This is a genomic window from Haemophilus influenzae (genome assembly GCF_019703545.1).
Classification (GTDB): Bacteria; Pseudomonadota; Gammaproteobacteria; order Enterobacterales; family Pasteurellaceae; genus Haemophilus; species Haemophilus influenzae_E.
This window is the reverse complement of record NZ_AP018771.1, coordinates 1,700,441-1,720,147: the sequence shown is the minus strand read 5'-3', so window position 1 is coordinate 1,720,147 and position 19,707 is coordinate 1,700,441. Positions and strand designations below refer to the sequence as shown.

The following is a 19,707-nucleotide window of genomic DNA, read 5'->3' as shown; positions in this document are numbered from 1 at the left end:
CACCGCACTTTTCAAAGAAATTAATCGGTAAAAAATATAATACTCTTGAATTCTACCGCACTTTTTCCAATTTTGCCAAATGCGCAATCAACCATTTAATGCCTTGCGCTTGGAACGCTATTTGTAAACGTGTGTTATTTTCAGATCCTTCCACATTAATCACTGTGCCGAAACCAAATTTTTCGTGTTTAACTTTTTGACCCATTTTCCATTCATTTTCGACCGCACTGGTATTCGACAATGAACCGACTTTTGCTAGGTTCATCGCTCGTGTGACTGTCCCTCGTAAACGAATTTCTTGGATACATTCTCTCGGTAATTCTGCGATAAACCGTGATGGTAAATGGCGTTCTTCTTTGGCATATAATCGACGGCTTTCCGCATAAGAGATGGTCAGTTTTTTCTGCGCGCGAGTAATACCGACATAAGCTAAACGACGCTCTTCTTCTAAACGTCCGGGTTCTTCAAAAGAACGAAAACTTGGGAATAATCCTTCTTCTACGCCCACCATAAATACACGAGGAAATTCTAAGCCTTTCGCAGAGTGCAACGTCATCATTTCTACACAAGATTGATGCGGCGAGGCTTGTTCTTCGCCAGCTTCTAAGGAAGCGTGCGTTAAAAAGGCAGTGAGTTCGGTCATTTCTTCCGCATTATCAGGTTTGATAAATTCACGGGTTGCAGTAACTAATTCTTCCAAATTTTCAATATGCACTTCGCCTTTTTCGCCTTTTTCTTGTTGATACATTTCATATAAGCCCGAATGTTTAATCACAAAATCAGTTTGTGCGAAAAGCGGCATTTCTGCGGTATCAAGTTGTAGTGAATTAATTAATTCTTTGAAACGTAATAAGGCTGTTGAGGCTCGCCCTGCCAACATATTTTCTTGTGTTGCGACTTGTACTGCTTGCCATAAGGTAATTTGGAGTTCACGTGTTAAGTTACGCAATATATCTAAAGTGCGGTCGCCAATGCCACGGGTTGGCGTATTAATTACACGCTCAAAAGCCGCATCATCTTGACGATTATTAATCAAACGAAGATAGGCTAACGCATCTTTAATTTCTTGACGTTCGAAGAAACGCATACCGCCATAAATACGATATGGAATTTGACAACGAATTAAAGCTTCTTCAATAACCCGTGATTGGCTATTACTACGATAAAGTACAGCGCAATCATCAAGTTTTCCGCCATGTTCTACCCAATCCTGAATTTGTGAAGCAACAAATTTTGCTTCATCTAATTCATTAAAGGCAGAATAGATGCCCACAGGATCGCCTTTTTCACCCTCTGTCCATAAATTTTTACCAAGACGATCACTATTGTTTGCAATTAATTCATTTGCACTGTTTAGGATATTGGCGGTAGAACGATAGTTTTGTTCAAGGCGAATTGTCTCGGCTTTGAAATCTTTCAAGAATTTTTGGATATTTTCAATTTGTGCGCCACGCCAGCCGTATATAGATTGATCATCATCGCCCACAATCATGACTTTGCCTGTTTTTCCAGCAAGAATTTTAATCCACTTATATTGAATTTTATTGGTGTCTTGAAATTCATCCACCAAAATATGCTGAAAACGTTGTTGATAACGTTGCAAAATTAATGGTTTTTTCTCAAATAATTCATAGACCCGAATTAATAATTCAGCAAAATCGACCAACCCTGCGCGATCGCAAGTGTCTTGATAGATCTGATAAATTTTAATCCATTCACGTTCTTGGCGATCATTAAAATCTTCAATATCATTTGGTCGCAAGCCTTCATCTTTTTTGTTATTGATGTACCAACAAGCCTGTTTAGGCGGAAAAGCTTTTTCATCAAAATTATGTAATTTTAATAATCGTTTAATTAAACGAAGTTGATCTTCTGAATCTAAAATTTGGAAATCTTGTGGCAATCCCACATCTAAATGATGAGCTCGCAATAAACGATGGGCAATGCTGTGGAAGGTTCCAATCCACATACCAAATAATTGATGTTGTGCGTGTTTGGCAAGGGTAGATTGAATACGATGACGCATTTCTGCTGCGGCTTTATTGGTAAACGTCACCGCCATAATGCTGCCTTCAGAAATATTTTCGACCGCAATTAACCAAGCAATACGGTGCGTCAATACACGCGTTTTGCCCGAGCCTGCACCAGCTAGCACTAAGTGATTACCAAGAGGGGCTGCTACGGCTTCGCGTTGTTTATCGTTGAGTCCGTCAAGTAATTCAGAAATATCCATCATAAACTATCTTTAATCTGTTTAAATTTACAGTTATTATAGTCCCATCTATCTTGTGAAACAATAAGATTTGTGAGTATATCAAAAGTAGGGTAGAACATTTTAAGAATAATATTAAGCGGGATTCTCCTATATCCTTAAACTCAACATCAAAACCATATGCTTTGAAAGCTATTTTTATACTATTTATAAACAAACTTTTAATTCGTTTACCTCTCATTCCTAAAATGCAAGGTTTCTCATTTTTCCAAAAATACCCATGATGAACAATAATAGTATAGGAATGTTGTTTAATGACTTAATCAATACTTGATTTGCTAGGATTCCTGTAATGATTTTATAAACATTTGCTTTTCCTTCTACTTGCACGCCATTTTACGCATAGTCGGTGATTTTGTCCGAATTAAGTTTTAGGTTAAAAAGTTACTCAAATTTAATGTTATTCATAATTAACACAAATAAGAAAGAGTGAGATACGGTACAAAATTCCAAAAAATGGTTAGCACAAAGGAATGGGAGAAGTGTGCTATCCAAGTTTCATTATGATCACTCTCTAAAGTAGAAAACGTCATATACTAAATTATATACTGATCAAAAAATAATATTTCCTTCTATTACTCAATACCAATCAATTTATGTGTTTGTAAACTTAGCTGCCATTTAGGTTTATTTGAACGTTGATTCAATTGACCAAGTAAAGTGATAGTCTCAAGTAAATTCATTTTCCCATCAATTTCACAAGGTGAAAGATAGTAATTCTTTGCTTTTATTTTTTGCTCGATCAATTCACAAAATGATGGCATATTACTGTCCATTACAATACGTACTTCATTTGCAAATGGAATGCAACGCTTTTCATACTTATGAGCATAAAGGCTCTTAGGACTCGTCGCAATATAATCTATTTGTGCAGGAATTGCTTTTAGACCATTGGTTTCAATTGCAAGAAAATAGCCATCTGATTTAAATTGCTCAAGTAAGTATTCAATTTTTGGTACAATTGTTGGCTCACCACCTGTGATGATAATATTCTTTGACGAAAATGACCGCACTTTTTCTAGAATTTGTGATACAGACCAGCGTTTAAAATTATTATAAGGTGTATCACACCAAGGACAGTCTAGATTGCATTTACCAAATCGTACAAAAACACTTGGCATTCCCGTATTGAAGCCCTCCCCTTGCAGACTTTCAAAAATTTCGACTATGTTAAAGTTCGGTTCAAAATCATGATATTTTTCCATCAACATTTACTCCTGATACTCGCAAAATGAAGTTGGGGTTTCCCATAAACGAATGGATGATATGGACAGTTGTTCATCATGTTTTAAACGATTAAAAATAAAACGAGCTATTTCTTCTGCCGTAGTTCTAAAGGGAACACCAAAAGTTTTTGAGTTTAACTTTTGCAATAGAGTGGCAATTTGGCTTTCTCGCTCATTGGTTTGATCATAAATAAAGGCGTGATCCATCGGATCTAAAATAACTTTTTTCACAATAGACTTTAGATCTGAAAAATCAATGACCATTGCTTTTTTTGCACCTGATTTATATAAGTCACCCGAAATTTCAACTTGTAATTTATATGTGTGTCCATGTAAATTTTGACATTTCCCATCATGACCATCTAATAAATGTGCCATGTCAAAGCTAAATTCTTTGGAAATTTTAAACATTTTTTCTACCTTTTTGAGTCAAATATTTCTTTAGACCTTTATTGCGTAAAATACAGCTTGGGCATTTTCCGCATCCACCTTCGATGCCTTCATAGCAAGTGTGAGTATGTTTTTGTACATAATCTAATACGCCTAATTCATCAGCAAGTTGCCAAGTTTGGGCTTTAGTGAGATACATTAATGGTGTTTTGATATTGAATTGATAATCCATAGCTAAATTTAATGTGACATTCATTGACTTGATAAACACATCTCGGCAATCTGGATAACCGCTGAAATCTGTTTCACATACGCCAGTGATAATATCTTGAATGCCTTGGCCTTTCGCATAAATCGCTGCATAAAGTAAAAATAGGGCATTGCGACCATCAACAAAAGTGTTTGGCAATTCACTCTCTTTTTGCTCAATATGCGCCTGTTCATCCATTAATGCATTATGCGTGATAGCTTTCATAACAGATGTATCAATCAAGGTTTGTTTAATGCCGAGATCTTGCGCAATGGCGCGCGCCTTTTCTAACTCAATAGCATGACGCTGCCCATATTGAAAGGTAATGGCTTCTATGTTTTCTTTGCCGTATTCAGCAATAGCTTGGAATAAACAAGTCGTGGAGTCTTGTCCACCTGAAAAGATGACAATCGCTTTACGATCGTGGTTTGGATTGAAAATATTCATATTTTACCTAGTTTTTTATTGTAGGAGGTTTGCGAACTACGGGGGGTATTCTAGTGGGGAAGTTCTATTTTAGCAAGACAAGTGAAATATTTCGTTGGATGTGAAGTCGTTGTGCTACAATTCGCAGGTTTTTAATTTAGCAAAAAGGTTTACTTATGAAAAAATGGTTGTTGATTATCGCAGGCGCGTTGATTATTTCAGCTTGCGCAAATAAGGATGTGTATTTTAACGGTGCAGAAGGTTCGCATTCAGGTGTTAAATTTGATAAAGATTCTCGCCAATGGGGATTGAATCAATAAAAAAGTGCGGTTGATTTTTAACCGCACTTTCGTTTTTCTATTGGTAGAAATTATTCCACTTTCACAATCCAGCCTTCAGGCGCTTCGATATCACCGAATTGAATGCCTGTTAATTCATCATAAAGACGACGGGTAACAGGGCCTACTTCAGTTTCTGAATAGAATACGTGGAATTTTCCGTTGTGTTGAATGCCGCCCACTGGGGTAATCACCGCCGCTGTACCGCACGCACCCGCTTCTACGAATTGATCGAGTTGATCGATATACACATCGCCTTCAATAGCTTCCATACCTAAACGCTCTTTTGCGATATGTAAAAGAGAGTATTTAGTGATACTTGGTAAAATAGATTCTGATTTTGGTGTGATGAATTTATTGTCTTTTGTGATCCCAAAGAAGTTTGCCGCACCGACTTCTTCAATTTTTGTGTGAGTTTTTGGATCTAAATAGATTGCATCCGCAAATTTACGTTCTGGCGTACCTTGTTCTGCGGCTAATTCGTGTGGAAGTAAGCTTGCTGCGTAGTTCCCGCCCACTTTCACACCACCAGTGCCCATTGGTGCAGCACGGTCGTAATCAGTCGTGATAAAGTTTGATGGAGCCAAACCACCTTTGAAGTAAGCACCCACTGGGCAACAAAAAACAGAGAAAATAAACTCTGGTGCCGTTTTCACGCCGATATTTTCGCCCACGCCAATTAAGAATGGACGTAAGTATAAGGTTGCACCAGAACCGTAAGGACCCAACCAATCTTGGTTAGCTTTAACCACTTCTTTACATGCACGCACGAATAATTCAGTTGGTACGCGTGGCATTAAAAGACGGTCTGCGGTACGTTGCATACGCTCTGCATTTGCTTGCGGGCGGAATAAGTTGATTGAACCATCTTTGCAACGGTAAGCCTTTAATCCTTCAAAACATTGCTGACCGTAGTGAAGAGCGGTTGAACCTTCGTGAATATGTAATGTGCTATCTGTAGTGAGTTTTCCTTCGTCCCATTTGCCATCTTTCCAGTGAGCGATGAAGCGGTAATCTGTTTTAATATAACTAAAACCAAGGTTATTCCAGTCTAAGTCTTTCATTTTACTTCCTTAATATTATTTTTTGAATGAAATTTCGCTTAATCTACACCATTCCTGAAGTGATTTAAATAATAAATTCTCGAAATGATGCAATTTTTAGCCAACTAAAAAGGAATAATGAAATTTTGGAAACAGGGCAGGAAATAAAGATATAGTTATGCTAAAATCGGGATGAAAAAAACGCCACTCAATGAGAGCAGCGTTTAACCAAATCGGTTTAATAATATACAGGAAGTAAATGAGTAACAAATTGTTACTCAAGTTCGGTTTCCCGAACTATATGCAAACACAACATCATACTTAAGTCTGAAACTCATTAACTAGTAAGGAATTACCAATCATTAAGTATGGTTGTATTGTAAGGAAAAGGGTAGGAAAGGACAAGTGACGTTTTTTTATTTGAGGTATTAGAAAAACTAATTTGAAATAAATCTTGTCCATTATAGACGAAAATTTTATAAATGGAAATACTTATGTATAAACGTTTGCCACCATTGAATTCACTAAAATCTTTTGAGTCGGCTGCTCGTTATTTAAGTTTTACTAAAGCAGCAGATGAGCTTTGTGTTACACAGGCGGCGGTTAGTCATCAAATTAAATTATTAGAAGAATTTTTAGGGATTGAATTATTTAAGCGAAAGAATCGTTCTTTAGAATTAACGGAGCTTGGTAAAGCTTATTTTGTTGATATTAATAAAATTCTGCGTCGCTTAAATGAAGCAACAGAGCGATTGTTGATGTTAAAAGCAGATCCTCACTTAAACATTAGTGTGCCACAAACTTTTGGTATCCAATGGTTAGTGCCACATTTAAGTGAATTTAATCAGCTTTATCCGCAAATTGAGGTTCGTTTAACAGGCGTGGATCAAGATGAAGGTTTGTTAAATAAAGAAATTGATCTTGCTATTTATTATGGTTTGGGAAATTGGCAGAATCTTCAAGTAGATCGTCTTTGCGAAGAAAATTTATTGATTTTAGCCTCACCTGAATTGCTAGCAGAAAATCCAATTATTCAACCTGAAGATTTAAAAAAACACACATTAATTCACATTCATACCTGTGATAATTGGCAAGCGATGGCAAATCATTTACAGTTAGATGATTTAAATATTCAGCAAGGGCCGTTATTTAGCCATACATTTATGGCGTTACAGGCGGCTATTCACGGGCAAGGCATTGTATTAGCTAATCGCTTATTAGCCTTGCAAGAAATTGAAAATGGATCATTGCAAGCAGTGTTGCCGACTAATTTGCCTGATCCAAAATCATTTTATGTGGTCAATCATCTTGATCGCCTTGATGACCAAAAAATTCAAGCATTCCGTCAGTGGATTATTAACTCAATTAAACAAGAAGAAAATGAATAAACTCGCATTATATTGTCGCCCAGGTTTTGAGAAAGAAGTCGCCGCAGAGATTACCGATCAAGCAAGTCATTTAGGTGTATTTGGTTTTGCACGAGTACAAGATAATTCGGGCTATGTGATTTTTGAATGTTATCAACCTGATGAGGCAGATCGCCTTGCCCGAGACATTCCTTTTAATCGTTTGATTTTTGCTCGTCAGATGATGGTTATTTCCGATTTATTGGAAGATTTAGATCCCGCTGATCGTATTAGTCCCATCGTGGCGGCGTTTAAAGAATTATCACAACAACTTAATTTTGCTCAATCTAGCGAGCTTTTTGTAGAAACTGCAGATACAAATGAAGCGAAGGAGCTTTCCACTTTTTGTCGTAAATTTACCGTGCCTTTACGTCAGGCATTGAAAAAACAAGGTTGGCTTTCGGCAAAGGCGAGTCAAAAGTGCGGTCAATTTTTACATTGTTTTTTTGTAAAACCGAATTGCTGTTATGTGGGATATTCTTATGTGGATAATCATTCCTCCCATTTTATGGGAATCCCTCGTTTAAAATTTCCTGCAGATGCACCGAGTCGCTCCACGTTAAAACTAGAAGAAGCTATTTTGACTTTTATTCCGCGTAAAGAAGAGAATAAACGTTTAAATGAAAATATGATTGGCGTTGATTTAGGGGCTTGCCCTGGTGGTTGGACGTATCAATTAGTCAAACGAGGTTTATTTGTTTATGCTGTTGATCACGGAAAAATGGCGGCGAGTTTGCATGATACGGGGCGCATTGAACATTGCGCGGAAGATGGTTTTACATTTCAGCCCCCAAAAAGGAAAAAAGTAGATTGGTTAGTCTGTGATATGGTGGAACAACCAAGTCGTATTTCTTTATTGATTGGTAAATGGTTGTTGAATGGTTGGTGCCGAGAAACCATCTTCAATTTAAAATTACCCATGAAAAAACGTTATCAAGAAGTGATATTATGTTTAGAAAACTTGGCTGTTATGTTGGCTGAGCAGAATTTAAATTTTGATATCCAAGCAAAACATTTATATCACGATCGTGAAGAAATCACGGTTCATATAGCATTAAAACCTTGAGTGAATTGTTTTCATAACCAAAAAGGACGTCGCGAATGAATTTACACGAATACCAAGCAAAACAACTATTTGAGCATTATGGATTACCCGTAAAAAATGGGGCGGTCTGTCAATCTGTTGAGGATGTCGATTTGGTACTGGCTCAACTTTCTGGCGATAAGTGGGCAGCGAAATGCCAAGTTCATGCTGGTGGGCGTGGTAAAGCGGGTGGCGTTAAATTGGTACAGGATGTAGAGGAAGCGAGAGCTTTTGCAGAAAAATGGCTGGGACAACGTTTAGTCACTTTTCAAACGGATAAATTGGGTCAGCCAGTAAACCAGATTTATTTTGAAGAAACTTGCGATATTGATAAAGAATTTTACTTAAGTGCGGTTGTTGATCGTGCCTCTCAAAAAGTGGTGTTTATTGCTTCTCCTGCTGGTGGAATGAATATTGAAGAAGTCGCGCAAAATACACCGCACTTACTCCACAAAGTCGAGATTGATCCTTTATTTGGAGGATTGCCTTATCAAGGCCGTGAATTGGCGTTTAAATTAGGGTTAAGTGATGCACAAAACAAACAGTTTACCGATATCTTTATGGGCTTATCTCGTTTGTTTTTAGAAAAAGATTTATCTTTAGTGGAAGTCAATCCGCTTGTTCTCACTCAACAAGGCAATTTGGTTTGTCTCGATGCCAAAATATCTGTCGATGATAACGCTTTATTTCGCCATAAAGATTTATTGGCACTGCAAGATTTAACTCAAAATGATGCCCGTGAAGCAGAAGCTGAAAAATTCCAGTTAAACTATGTGGCTTTAGAGGGCGATATTGGTTGTATGGTAAACGGGGCTGGGCTTGCAATGGGTACCATGGATATTGTGAAACTCTATGGTGGGAAGCCTGCGAATTTTCTTGATGTGGGTGGTGGTGCAACGCAAGAGCGGGTTGCTGAAGCGTTCAAAATCATTTTAACCGATCCTTCCGTTAAAGTGATTTTAGTGAATATTTTTGGTGGCATTGTTCGTTGTGATTTGATTGCTGAAGGCGTGATTGCTGCAGTAAATGAAGTGGGCGTGAGAGTGCCTGTGGTTGTGCGATTAGAAGGAACGAATGCTGAAATGGGTCGCCAAATTTTAGTGGAAAGTGACGTTAATATTCTTACCGCACAGAGTTTACAACAAGCCGCAGAATTAGCCGTGAATGCAGCAAAAGGAGAACACTAATGGCGATTTTAATTGATAAAAATACCAAAGTGATTTGCCAAGGTTTTACTGGTGGACAAGGGACTTTTCATTCTGAACAAGCATTGGCCTACGGAACGCAATTAGTCGGTGGCGTATCGCCAAATAAAGGTGGAACCACTCATCTTGGTTTACCTGTATTTAATACAGTTCGTGAAGCTGTCGAAAATACGGGGGCAACAGCGACGGTCATTTATGTGCCAGCATCATTTTGTAAAGATGCCATAATTGAAGCCATTGATGCAGGGATTCAGTTAATTGTCTGTATTACTGAAGGTATTCCTACATTGGATATGCTTAAGGTAAAACAAAAATTAAATGAAACAGGCGTTGTGATGATTGGGCCAAATTGCCCAGGTGTGATTACGCCTGATGAATCTAAAATCGGCATTATGCCAGCTCACATACATAAAAAAGGTAAAGTGGGGATTGTTTCTCGTTCTGGAACTTTAACTTATGAAGCAGTAAAACAAACTACAGATGAAGGCTTTGGACAATCGACTTGTGTGGGTATCGGGGGAGATCCTATTCTGGGTTCTAGTTTTATTGATATTCTCGAAAGATTTCAACAAGATCCCGAAACAGAAGCCATTGTGATGATTGGCGAGATTGGCGGCTCTGCAGAGGAAGAAGCGGCAATCTTCATTAAAGATAACGTCACTAAACCAGTGGTTGCCTATATTGCGGGTATCACTGCGCCAAAAGGCAAACGGATGGGGCATGCGGGAGCCATTATTAGCGGCGGAAAAGGTACTGCAGTAGAAAAAATTGCAGCGTTAGAAGCCGCTGGTGTGACCTGTGTAAAAAGCCTTGCTGAAATTGGTGAAGCCTTGAGAAAGCTATTAAAATCATCTAAAAATTAACCGCACTTTAGTTTGACAAGGCGTAGATTGATTCCCTGCACCTTTATTTTTATATGCTCGCCATTATAAAGTGAGTGCAAAACTGCTATAATCAGCGCACACTTTTTAAGGAAGAAACACATGAGCCAATTTTTCTATATCCACCCTGAAAATCCACAAGTGCGCTTGATTAATCAAGCCGTAGAGATTTTACAAAAAGGCGGTGTGATTGTGTATCCAACGGATTCGGGATATGCCTTGGGCTGTATGATGGGCGATAAACACGCAATGGATCGCATTGTAGCAATTCGTAAATTGCCTGAAGGACATAATTTTACCTTGGTGTGTAGCGATTTGTCGGAACTTTCAACTTATGCAAGGGTAAATAATACCGCTTATCGTTTGATTAAAAATAATACGCCAGGGCGTTATACTTTTATTCTTACGGCAACGAAAGAATTACCGCGTCGTTTAATGACATCAAAACGTAAAACCATTGGTTTACGCGTACCAGATAATAAAATTGCTTTAGATTTGCTTTCAGCCTTAGGCGAGCCGATTTTATCTTGTTCGTTAATGTTGCCGAATGAAGAACATACTACGCAATCCGATCCTGAAGAAATTCGTGATCGTTTGGAACACCAAGTGGAGTTAATTATTCATGGTGGATATTTAGGGCAAGAGCCTACAACAGTGGTAGATTTAACGGAAGAATCGCCAGTGATTTTGCGCGAAGGAAGTGGGAGTACTGCTCCTTTTATTTAACTTATAGACGCTTGTGAAAGCGACCTTTCCATTATTCAAGGAAAACAATGAAACCTAGTCAAAAACAAACTCAAAGACAACCGCACTTTTCCAAAGATTCAGCAAAGAAACGTGATTTTTCAGCTAAAAATGACAGACGTTCAGTATCTCGTACTGCTCGCATAGAAACAGCAAATACGAAAAAAAGTGCGGTTAATTCTGACAACAAATTTTTAGCGAAGCCAAAATCGAAACCTGTTGTAAGAGCCTCGAATCAATCCAAAGCAGAGGGCGAAAAATTACAGAAAGTTTTAGCGCGTGCAGGACAAGGCTCTCGTCGTGAAATTGAAACGATGATTGCCGCAGGCCGAGTGAGCGTAGAGGGTAAAATTGCGACTTTAGGCGATCGTATTGACGTACATTCTGGTGTGAAAGTGCGTATTGATGGTCAAATCATTAATCTTAGCCACGCACAAAAAGAAATTTGCCGTGTATTAATGTATTACAAACCTGAAGGCGAACTTTGTACACGTAGCGACCCAGAAGGGCGTGCGACCGTGTTTGATCGTTTGCCGCGTTTAACGGGATCTCGTTGGATTGCGGTGGGGCGTTTAGATATTAATACATCGGGTTTATTGCTTTTTACCACTGATGGAGAGCTGGCAAATCGCTTAATGCACCCAAGTCGTGAAGTTGAACGTGAATATTCTGTGCGTGTATTTGGTCAAGTGGATGATGCGATGTTAGCACGTTTACGCAAAGGCGTTCAGCTTGAAGATGGCCCTGCCAATTTTAAAGAAATTAAATTTACAGGCGGTGTGGGTATTAACCAATGGTATGATGTAACCTTGATGGAAGGACGTAATCGTGAGGTGCGTCGTTTGTGGGAATCCCAAGGTATTCAAGTTAGCCGATTAATTCGTATTCGTTATGGAAATATCAAATTAATGAAAGGTTTGCCTCGTGGTGGCTGGGAAGAAATGGATCTTGAAAACGTCAATTATTTGCGTGAATTGGTGGGATTACCTGCTGAAACCGCAACGAAATTAGATGTAAAACAGGCAAGTCGTCGTCCAAAATCTGGGCAAATTCGTAAAGCGGTGAAACGTTATTCGGAGATGAATAAACGTTATAAAAAATAAGGACTTTTTTATGAAAATGCAGCAATTGCGTTATATCGTTGAGATTGTAAACCAAAATTTGAATGTTACAGAAGCTGCAAATGCACTTTACACATCGCAGCCGGGTATCAGTAAACAAGTTCGCCTCTTAGAAGATGAATTAGGTCTGGAAATTTTTGAGCGTCATGGCAAACATATAAAATCAATTACACCAGCAGGGAAAAAAATTATTTCGATTGCACGCGAGTTACTTGTTAAAGCGCAAGGTATCCGTGCCGTTGCCGATGAATATACTCAGCCAAATCACGGTGTGTTACGTATTGCGACAACAAACACTCAGGCACGTTATATGTTGCCAAGCGTGATTGAACGTTTTTCTAAAAAATACCCTGATGTGAGCTTGCATATTCATCAAGGTTCGCCAACACAAATTTACGATGCTTTAATGTCAGGTGAAGTGGATTTGGCAATTACCACTGAAGCACCTTATTTATTTGATGATTTAGTTCAGATTCCATGCTATTGGTGGAATCGTGCTGTGATTGTTACGACAGAACATCCGCTTGCCAAAGTGAAAGAACTGACCATTGAGGAATTAGGCAAATACCCACTTGTGACTTACACGTTTGGTTTTACGGGTGTTTCTGATTTAGATTACGCATTTAATAGTGCAGGCATTTTACCAAATATAGTTTTTACGGCTACCGATGCTGATGTTATTAAAACTTATGTGCGCTTGGGTTTAGGGGTGGGCATTATGGCATCTATGGCACATACGGCATTAGATACGGATCTTGTGCTGATTGATGCAAGCCATTTGTTCCGCCCGAGTATGACGAATATTGCATTTAAACATAGCACGTTCTTACGTAATTATATGTACGATTTCATGGAATATTTTTCACCGCACTTAACTCGTAGTGTCGTAGAAAAAGCCGAGCGTTTGCGTGATAACAATTCAGTGAAAAAATTATTTGAAGGCATTGAATTGGAAACAAGATAACAATGTATAAATGAAGTGCGGTTGAAATTTAATAAGAATTTTAACCGCACTTGAAAGATTAAAACAGATCGTGATATTTCACTAAATCCTTACGCTGAATAGTAAATACGCCTAGTCCGCCATTTTTAAGTTCTACCCATTCAAATGGTACATCTGGATATTGCTCAATTAAGCTAATCATACTATTACCCACTTCACACACCAACACGCCATTTTCAGTTAAGTAATCTGGTGCTTGTTTTAAAATTTGTTTGGTAATGTTTAAGCCATCACTGCCAGAACCTAAGGCTAACTCTGGTTCAAAATGGAATTCTTCTGGCATATCGGCGAGATCTTCTTCATCCACATAAGGTGGATTGGTCACGATAAGATCGTATTTTTGTCCCAAAGTATTTTCAAATAAGTTTGATTGAATCGGGAATACGCGATGCTCTAATTGATGGCGTGAAATATTGATCTCTGCGACATTAAGTGCATCAACCGATAAATCTACCGCATCTACTTCCGCATTCGGGAAAGCATAAGCACAAGCAATGGCAATACAACCGCTGCCTGTGCATAGATCGAGAATATGATTTGGTTCTTGTGAAATTAAATCTTCAAATCGATCTTGAATTAAAGCACTAATTGGAGAACGTGGAATAATGGTTCGTTCATCGACATAAAATTCGTGACCGCAGAACCAAGCACTATTTGTTAAATATGCCACAGGTACGCGTTGTTCGATTCGGGTTAATACAAGTTGAATTAAGGTTTCTTTTTCAGATGGGGTTAATCGACTGTTAAATAATTCGGTAGGTAAATCAATGGGTAAATGTAAGCCACTTAAAACGAGTTGCAGGCTTTCATCCCAAGGATTATCGTGCCCTTGCCCGAAGTAAATATCAGATCGATTGAGAATGCTATACGTCCAACGCAGAAAATCTTGGATGGTTTGCAGTTCGTTTGCAACATTATCTTCCAAGATAGTTGCAACTAATTCTTGGTTATGTGAGGTTTCCATCGCATTTCTCCATAAAAGTGAGTAGAAAAGTTAGCATAAAATTAGGTATGAAAATTTGGCGTAGTTATACCACAGATGAGAATGTAGAACTATGATATGATACGCAAAATTTGAAATTAATGAGAAAAAAATGCAAGACGAATTTGATTTATTCCGAGCGGAAACCAAAGGCATTAAGCCAATTAAACAAGATACTTTTGTTGCCCCCCGCCAAAAACGTGATCAGAAAAAAATAGAATTGAAAGAATTACGAGTTAAAGAAGATACATTGTTCTATTTTTCTGATGAATATGAGCCATTACTGAATGACAATGATGGTGTTGTGAAATATTTACGTGATGGGGAAGATTCCCATTTATTAAAACAACTTCGTCGTGGAGATTTTTCGCCAGAATTGTTTTTAGATTTACACGGTTTAACCCGTGAACAAGCTAAGCAAGAATTAGCTGCACTTTTACTGGCTTGTGAAAATGAGCATGTTGATTGTGCCAGCATTATGACGGGCTATGGCACCTTTACATTGAAAAAACAAATTCCACGTTGGCTAGTACAACATCCTAAAGTGCGGGCATTACATCAAGCACCAAGGGAGTGGGGCGGTGAAGCCGCAATTTTGATTTTGGTCGATTTGTAAAAAACGTTATAAAAAATACCGCACTTTTACTGCTAGGGCAAAGTGCGGTATTTTCTTTTATGTTTTTACTTGAATTATTGTGTTGCTTGAATTGCGGTTAAGGCAATTGTGTACACAATATCATCAACTAAGGCACCACGAGATAAGTCATTGACTGGTTTGCGCATACCTTGAAGCATTGGGCCAATAGACACTAAATCTGCAGAGCGTTGTACTGCTTTGTAAGTCGTGTTACCCGTATTTAAGTCAGGGAATACAAATACCGTTGCTTTACCTGCTACTGGTGAATTTGGTGCTTTAGAGCGAGCCACATCTTCCATCACTGCCGCATCGTATTGTAATGGGCCATCGATTAATAAATCAGGGCGTTTTTCTTTCGCAATACGAGTTGCTTCTTTCACTTTTTCTACATCAGCACCGCTACCAGATGTACCTGTTGAGTAAGAAATCATCGCGACTTTTGGATCAATACCAAATGCTTTAGCAGAATCTGCTGATTGAATTGCAATTTCAGCAAGTTGTTCTGCAGTTGGATCTGGGTTTACCGCACAGTCACCATAAACAAGCACTTGATCTGGTAATAACATAAAGAAGATAGAAGAAACGATTGAACTACCTGGTGCAGTTTTGATGATTTGCATTGGTGGTCGAATGGTGTTTGCAGTCGTGTGGACAGCGCCAGATACTAAACCATCCACTTCATTTGCTTCTAGCATCATTGTGCCAAGTACCACAGTGTCTTCTAATTGCTCACGAGCTGCGGTTTCAGTCATACCTTTCGCTTTACGTAATTCAACTAAACGATCAACATAGTTTTCACGAACGTCAGCAGGATTGATGATTGTAATGCCTTTACCTAATTTAACACCTTGTGCTTCTGCAACACGTTGAACTGATGCAGGATCTGCTAAAAGTACACATTCAGCAATGCCACGTTCTGCACAAAGTACAGCTGCTTTGATTGTACGAGGTTCATCGCCTTCAGGAAGCACAATACGTTTTTTCGCCGCACGAGCAAGTTCAGTTAATTGGAAACGGAATGCAGGTGGGGATAAGCGAGGTAAACGGCTAGAATCTGCAACTAAATTATTGATAAAGTCAGCATTAAAGTGTTGGCTAATGTATTGTTTAATATTTTCAATACGTTCTTTGTCATCAACAGGCACTTCAAGATTAAAGCTTTGTAAACTTAATGCCGTTTGCCAAGTATTGCCTTCAATACGGAAGATCGGCAATTTTGCTTTTTCAAAAGTAGGTTGGCAAAGTTTATTAATTTGAGCATCAATTTTATAACCGCCTGTTAATAAAATACCGCCGATTTCAATACCATTTGACGCTGCGAGAGTGGCTGCTACAAGCACATCTGGACGATCTGCTGAAGCGACTAATAAACTGCCTGCACGGAAATGCTCAACCATATTTGGTAAACTTCTTGCACAGAAAGTGATACCACGAATACGGCGATTGATTTCCCCTTCATTAATGATTGATGCACCTAAATGTTTGACTAAGTCGATTGCTCGTGTAGCGATTAAATTTGCATTCCAAGGCACACAAGCTAATAACTTGATGGCACTACCTGCAAATAATTTGTTTACTTCTGTTTCGCTAATATGATTGTGTTGGAATGAATCAAAGATTTCGGCAAGATCGGGGCGTGTACGACCAGATTCATCAACGGGTGCATTAAATTTGTTTACAACAACACCTAAAAGATTTGGATTGTTTTTACCACCAAATAAAGAGGCTGCTGCTTCTACACGATCTTTTAATTCGGTTGGGGTTTCAGTTGCTGGCGCTGCAACTAATACGATTTCCGCATCTAATGCTTGTGCAATTTCATAGTTGATACTGTTTGCGTAACCGTGTTTTCTTGTGGGTATTAAACCTTCAACTACAACGATATCATTATTTTTGGTTAATTGTTGGTGGTTAGCTACAATTTTTTCTAACAATACGTCAGACTGATTTTGACCAATTAATGATTCTGCCACGCTTAACATAAAAGGTTCGGCAGTTTCAAGGCTAGTGCTAGTGCGAATAATAGAAGTTGTGCGATCCAATTTATCTTCGCCAGTGCTTGGTTGAGAAACTGGTTTCATAAAAGCAACTTTTGTGCCTTTTTGTTCGAGAGAGTGGATTAATCCAAGACTAATGCTAGTTAAACCCACGCCTGTACTTACAGGGATAAGAATAATCGTGCGAGACATAGTTAAACCTTAATATGTATATATTATAAATAAAAACTGCCGAAAAATTCGGCAGCTTGTTGTTAAATTAGAAACAAAGTTTTGCGGTATCTTGTGCGATAACCAATTCTTCGTTAGTTGGAAGAACAATTGCTTTAAATGCGGAATCATCAGTGGTGATTACACCATCTTTACCAAAACGTGTGGCAAGATTTCGTTCGTGATCGATTTTAATGCCAAATAATTTTAAGTGATTTAAGGCTAATTCACGAACGTGCGCTGAGTTTTCGCCAATACCACCAGTGAATGCAATTGCATCTAAGTGATCATCGCCCAACACAGCCATATAAGCACCAATGTATTTCGCTAAACGATAGCTATAAACATTTAAAGCACGTCTTGTTTCTGGTTTAGATTCATCATCGTAGTTATCTTCAGCATAACGGCAGTCGCTTGTTACTTCAGTTAAACCTAAAAGACCTGATTTTTTCACTAAAGTCTCTTCGATTTGATCCATAGACATACCTAGTGTTTTGTATAGGTAGAATACGATTGCAGGGTCAATATCGCCACAACGCGTACCCATTACTAAACCTTCTAGCGGAGTTAAGCCCATTGAAGTATCAATACATTGACCGTTACGCACAACAGAAACAGAACCACCATTACCTAAGTGACAAATAATAGCATTTACTTGATCTGCAGGTTTGCCTACATATTTAGCGACTTCACGAGAAACGAAGTAGTGACTTGTGCCGTGTGCACCATAGCGACGTACGCCGTGCTCTTTATATAAAGAGTATGGAAGGGCATAAAGGAAGGCTTCTTCAGGCATAGTTTGGTGGAATGCTGTATCAAAAACTACCACGTTTTTATCTTTTAAGTGTGGGAATGCCTTGAATGCTTCGCGAATACCAATTAAGTGAGCAGGGTTGTGAAGTGGCGCAAATTGTGCAGCATCTTCAATTCCTTTAACAACTTCATCTGTTACGATGACAGATTGAGTGTATTTTTCGCCACCGTGAACGATACGATGACCAATTGCCGCGATAGAATTTTTAAGCTCATCATTCAGAATGTTAGATGCGATAAAATTAAGCGCTTCAGTATGCGCTGCACCTGCGCCTAAATCTGCGTTACCTTTCTCTCCATTGAGTTTCCATTTGATACGTGCTTCAGGTAAGAAAAATGCTTCGGCTAAGCCAGATAATTTTTCTTCCCCTGTTGCTGGATCAAGAATTGCAAATTTGAGTGAAGAACTACCACAGTTAAGGATAAGAACAAGTTTTGACATAGGAACCCTATATTTGATTGAGGTTAATAGAAATCCATCATCTAAGATGGTTTGAAAAATCAGACATAGAATACACCTTTTGATGAATAAAATAAATTCATCGGTAAGGAAAAAATACAAACTTTATCGTATTTTTTGAAAAATTAAACTATTTTTACTAAAAATAGACTTAAAATAGCGTATGATAAGTGCGGTCAATTTTTGAGGTGTTTTTATGGCATTTTTTTCCATTTTTAAACAGGGGCAAATTTATCTTAATACTTGGCCGCTGGAGGCGAAGTTAGGCATTATTTTCCCTGAAAACCGTATTATGAAAGCCACGAGTTTTGCACAAAAATTTATGCCTTTTGTTGCTGTGTTTGCAATTCTATGGCAGCAGTTTTATGCAAAAAATGATTTGATGGCATTTTCTATCGCAATTTTGACCGCACTTTTTGCCTTGCTTATTCCTTTTCAAGGTCTTTATTGGCTTGGTAAGCGTGCCAATACGCCGTTAGAAAATCAAAGTGCGGTATGGTTTTATGATATTTGCGAACGTTTAAAACAACTACATGAACCCTTGCCTTTTGTGCAAGAAAAACCGACATATCAACATTTAGCGGAAGTCTTAAAGAAAGCTCAAAGTAAATTGGAACGTGCTTTTTGGCAGGAAATTTAGTTTACGCAAACGTTTTCTTTTTGGCTTTATTTTTGTAGAATAGCTCGGTCGTTTTAAACGGCCGTTTTTCATTGAGAGATTTTTTAATGATTGATTACATTATTATTGGCATTATCGCTTTTTCCATTCTTGTTAGTTTATTACGCGGTTTTGTTCGCGAAGTGCTTTCACTCGGTAGCTGGGTTGTGGCATTTATTGTTGCAAGTCAGTTCTATCCTTATCTTGCTGCTTATCTTACGCAAATTGAATCAATGTATATTCGTAATGGAACTGCAATCGCCATTTTGTTTGTTCTGACTTTAATTGTGGGTGCCATAGTAAATTATGTGATTAGTCAATTAGTGGATAAAACGGGTTTAAGCGGTACTGATCGCGTATTAGGTGCAGCTTTCGGTTTAGTGCGTGGTGCGCTGATTGTGGCTGCGTTGTTATTTTTTATGGATACTTTTACCAATTTTGAACAAACTGATTGGTGGAAAGAATCTCAATTAATACCGCACTTTGGTTTTATTATTGAATGGTTCTTTCAACAACTTCAGGCGAGTTCAAGTTTTTTAACTCCAACGCTTAATCAATAAG

The 19,707-nt window shown here is 38.3% G+C and carries 19 protein-coding genes and 1 riboswitch; of the genes, 11 read left to right on the top strand and 8 right to left on the bottom strand.

Features of this window, described 5'->3' with window-relative positions:
- Nucleotides 1-52 precede the first annotated feature (52 nt).
- The 4 genes from uvrD to queC all read right to left on the bottom strand — a co-directional run bounded on the left by uvrD (nt 53) and on the right by queC (nt 4,585).
- Nucleotides 53-2,233, bottom strand: a complete 2,181-nt coding sequence (uvrD, locus tag K6J66_RS08675) for a DNA helicase II (RefSeq protein ID WP_168769619.1) — start codon at nt 2,231-2,233, stop codon at nt 53-55.
- Nucleotides 2,234-2,847: 614 nt separating this feature from the next.
- Complete coding sequence (locus K6J66_RS08670) at nt 2,848-3,483, bottom strand: 7-carboxy-7-deazaguanine synthase QueE (RefSeq protein ID WP_005686506.1); 636 nt, start codon at nt 3,481-3,483, stop codon at nt 2,848-2,850.
- Nucleotides 3,484-3,909: a 6-carboxytetrahydropterin synthase QueD gene (queD, locus tag K6J66_RS08665; protein WP_005663812.1), complete on the bottom strand. Its 426-nt coding sequence runs from the start codon at nt 3,907-3,909 to the stop codon at nt 3,484-3,486.
- Entirely contained in the window at nt 3,902-4,585 is a 684-nt protein-coding gene (gene queC, locus K6J66_RS08660) for a 7-cyano-7-deazaguanine synthase QueC (protein ID WP_013526026.1), read from the bottom strand. The genes queD and queC overlap by 8 nt, the downstream gene beginning before the upstream one ends.
- Nucleotide 4,586: 1 nt before the next feature.
- Nucleotides 4,587-4,631, bottom strand: a riboswitch (PreQ1 riboswitch).
- A gap of 109 nt (nt 4,632-4,740) precedes the next feature.
- Here queC and K6J66_RS08655 point away from each other — a divergent pair.
- On the top strand, nt 4,741-4,884 hold the full coding sequence (locus tag K6J66_RS08655) for a hypothetical protein (protein ID WP_005634891.1): 144 nt from the start codon (nt 4,741-4,743) through the stop codon (nt 4,882-4,884).
- Nucleotides 4,885-4,934: 50 nt separating this feature from the next.
- Here K6J66_RS08655 and ilvE read toward each other — a convergent pair whose 3' ends face one another.
- The gene (gene ilvE / locus K6J66_RS08650) at nt 4,935-5,966 is read right to left on the bottom strand and encodes a branched-chain-amino-acid transaminase (protein WP_038439989.1); all 1,032 of its coding nucleotides are present in this window, start codon (nt 5,964-5,966) and stop codon (nt 4,935-4,937) included.
- Nucleotides 5,967-6,439: 473 nt separating this feature from the next.
- On the opposite strand from ilvE, the gene K6J66_RS08645 reads away from it, so the two are divergent.
- From K6J66_RS08645 to cysB, 7 genes are all read left to right on the top strand, one after another.
- Nucleotides 6,440-7,333: a transcriptional regulator GcvA gene (locus K6J66_RS08645; RefSeq protein ID WP_032826763.1), complete on the top strand. Its 894-nt coding sequence runs from the start codon at nt 6,440-6,442 to the stop codon at nt 7,331-7,333.
- A complete protein-coding gene (gene rlmM / locus K6J66_RS08640; protein ID WP_038439988.1) occupies nt 7,326-8,417 on the top strand; it encodes a 23S rRNA (cytidine(2498)-2'-O)-methyltransferase RlmM in 1,092 nt (363 codons plus the stop codon). The genes K6J66_RS08645 and rlmM overlap by 8 nt, the downstream gene beginning before the upstream one ends.
- Before the next feature lie 35 nt (nt 8,418-8,452).
- On the top strand, nt 8,453-9,622 hold the full coding sequence (gene sucC, locus K6J66_RS08635; RefSeq protein ID WP_038439987.1) for an ADP-forming succinate--CoA ligase subunit beta: 1,170 nt from the start codon (nt 8,453-8,455) through the stop codon (nt 9,620-9,622).
- Nucleotides 9,622-10,503 (top strand): succinate--CoA ligase subunit alpha, encoded by an 882-nt coding sequence (gene sucD, locus K6J66_RS08630; RefSeq protein WP_038439986.1) that lies wholly within the window; start codon nt 9,622-9,624, stop codon nt 10,501-10,503. Before sucC ends, sucD begins: the two co-directional genes overlap by 1 nt.
- Before the next feature lie 120 nt (nt 10,504-10,623).
- Nucleotides 10,624-11,247: an L-threonylcarbamoyladenylate synthase gene (locus K6J66_RS08625; protein WP_038439985.1), complete on the top strand. Its 624-nt coding sequence runs from the start codon at nt 10,624-10,626 to the stop codon at nt 11,245-11,247.
- Nucleotides 11,248-11,294: 47 nt separating this feature from the next.
- Complete coding sequence (gene rluB / locus K6J66_RS08620; RefSeq protein ID WP_110442519.1) at nt 11,295-12,368, top strand: 23S rRNA pseudouridine(2605) synthase RluB; 1,074 nt, start codon at nt 11,295-11,297, stop codon at nt 12,366-12,368.
- Nucleotides 12,369-12,378: 10 nt separating this feature from the next.
- A complete protein-coding gene (gene cysB, locus K6J66_RS08615) occupies nt 12,379-13,350 on the top strand; it encodes an HTH-type transcriptional regulator CysB (protein ID WP_110442518.1) in 972 nt (323 codons plus the stop codon).
- Between the two features lie 58 nt (nt 13,351-13,408).
- Here cysB and prmB read toward each other — a convergent pair whose 3' ends face one another.
- Nucleotides 13,409-14,353, bottom strand: a complete 945-nt coding sequence (gene prmB / locus K6J66_RS08610) for a 50S ribosomal protein L3 N(5)-glutamine methyltransferase (protein WP_110442517.1) — start codon at nt 14,351-14,353, stop codon at nt 13,409-13,411.
- A 130-nt stretch (nt 14,354-14,483) separates the two neighbouring features.
- Here prmB and smrB point away from each other — a divergent pair, with 130 nt between their 5' ends.
- The gene (smrB, locus tag K6J66_RS08605; RefSeq protein ID WP_005663788.1) at nt 14,484-14,987 is read left to right on the top strand and encodes an endonuclease SmrB; all 504 of its coding nucleotides are present in this window, start codon (nt 14,484-14,486) and stop codon (nt 14,985-14,987) included.
- 74 nt (nt 14,988-15,061) lie between these two features.
- Here the strand turns inward: smrB and pta are convergent, their stop codons facing one another.
- Complete coding sequence (gene pta / locus K6J66_RS08600) at nt 15,062-17,197, bottom strand: phosphate acetyltransferase (protein WP_110442516.1); 2,136 nt, start codon at nt 17,195-17,197, stop codon at nt 15,062-15,064.
- 67 nt (nt 17,198-17,264) lie between these two features.
- Nucleotides 17,265-18,470: an acetate kinase gene (locus K6J66_RS08595; RefSeq protein WP_005667382.1), complete on the bottom strand. Its 1,206-nt coding sequence runs from the start codon at nt 18,468-18,470 to the stop codon at nt 17,265-17,267.
- A 214-nt stretch (nt 18,471-18,684) separates the two neighbouring features.
- Here K6J66_RS08595 and yfbV point away from each other — a divergent pair, with 214 nt between their 5' ends.
- Both yfbV and K6J66_RS08585 read left to right on the top strand, forming a co-directional pair.
- Entirely contained in the window at nt 18,685-19,128 is a 444-nt protein-coding gene (gene yfbV, locus K6J66_RS08590; protein ID WP_005694240.1) for a terminus macrodomain insulation protein YfbV, read from the top strand.
- Nucleotides 19,129-19,214: 86 nt separating this feature from the next.
- Nucleotides 19,215-19,706 carry a CvpA family protein gene (locus tag K6J66_RS08585; RefSeq protein WP_005647427.1) on the top strand — a complete coding sequence of 164 codons (492 nt, stop codon included), beginning with the start codon at nt 19,215-19,217 and terminating at the stop codon, nt 19,704-19,706.
- Nucleotide 19,707 lies beyond the last annotated feature (1 nt).

Coding starts and splice junctions, on each gene's coding strand:
- uvrD (WP_168769619.1), bottom strand. CDS start 2,233: ATGGATATTTCTGAATTACTTGACGGACTCAACGATAAACAACGCGAA.
- K6J66_RS08670 (WP_005686506.1), bottom strand. CDS start 3,483: ATGTTGATGGAAAAATATCATGATTTTGAACCGAACTTTAACATAGTC.
- queD (WP_005663812.1), bottom strand. CDS start 3,909: ATGTTTAAAATTTCCAAAGAATTTAGCTTTGACATGGCACATTTATTA.
- queC (WP_013526026.1), bottom strand. CDS start 4,585: ATGAATATTTTCAATCCAAACCACGATCGTAAAGCGATTGTCATCTTT.
- K6J66_RS08655 (WP_005634891.1), top strand. CDS start 4,741: ATGAAAAAATGGTTGTTGATTATCGCAGGCGCGTTGATTATTTCAGCT.
- ilvE (WP_038439989.1), bottom strand. CDS start 5,966: ATGAAAGACTTAGACTGGAATAACCTTGGTTTTAGTTATATTAAAACA.
- K6J66_RS08645 (WP_032826763.1), top strand. CDS start 6,440: ATGTATAAACGTTTGCCACCATTGAATTCACTAAAATCTTTTGAGTCG.
- rlmM (WP_038439988.1), top strand. CDS start 7,326: ATGAATAAACTCGCATTATATTGTCGCCCAGGTTTTGAGAAAGAAGTC.
- sucC (WP_038439987.1), top strand. CDS start 8,453: ATGAATTTACACGAATACCAAGCAAAACAACTATTTGAGCATTATGGA.
- sucD (WP_038439986.1), top strand. CDS start 9,622: ATGGCGATTTTAATTGATAAAAATACCAAAGTGATTTGCCAAGGTTTT.
- K6J66_RS08625 (WP_038439985.1), top strand. CDS start 10,624: ATGAGCCAATTTTTCTATATCCACCCTGAAAATCCACAAGTGCGCTTG.
- rluB (WP_110442519.1), top strand. CDS start 11,295: ATGAAACCTAGTCAAAAACAAACTCAAAGACAACCGCACTTTTCCAAA.
- cysB (WP_110442518.1), top strand. CDS start 12,379: ATGAAAATGCAGCAATTGCGTTATATCGTTGAGATTGTAAACCAAAAT.
- prmB (WP_110442517.1), bottom strand. CDS start 14,353: ATGGAAACCTCACATAACCAAGAATTAGTTGCAACTATCTTGGAAGAT.
- smrB (WP_005663788.1), top strand. CDS start 14,484: ATGCAAGACGAATTTGATTTATTCCGAGCGGAAACCAAAGGCATTAAG.
- pta (WP_110442516.1), bottom strand. CDS start 17,197: ATGTCTCGCACGATTATTCTTATCCCTGTAAGTACAGGCGTGGGTTTA.
- K6J66_RS08595 (WP_005667382.1), bottom strand. CDS start 18,470: ATGTCAAAACTTGTTCTTATCCTTAACTGTGGTAGTTCTTCACTCAAA.
- yfbV (WP_005694240.1), top strand. CDS start 18,685: ATGGCATTTTTTTCCATTTTTAAACAGGGGCAAATTTATCTTAATACT.
- K6J66_RS08585 (WP_005647427.1), top strand. CDS start 19,215: ATGATTGATTACATTATTATTGGCATTATCGCTTTTTCCATTCTTGTT.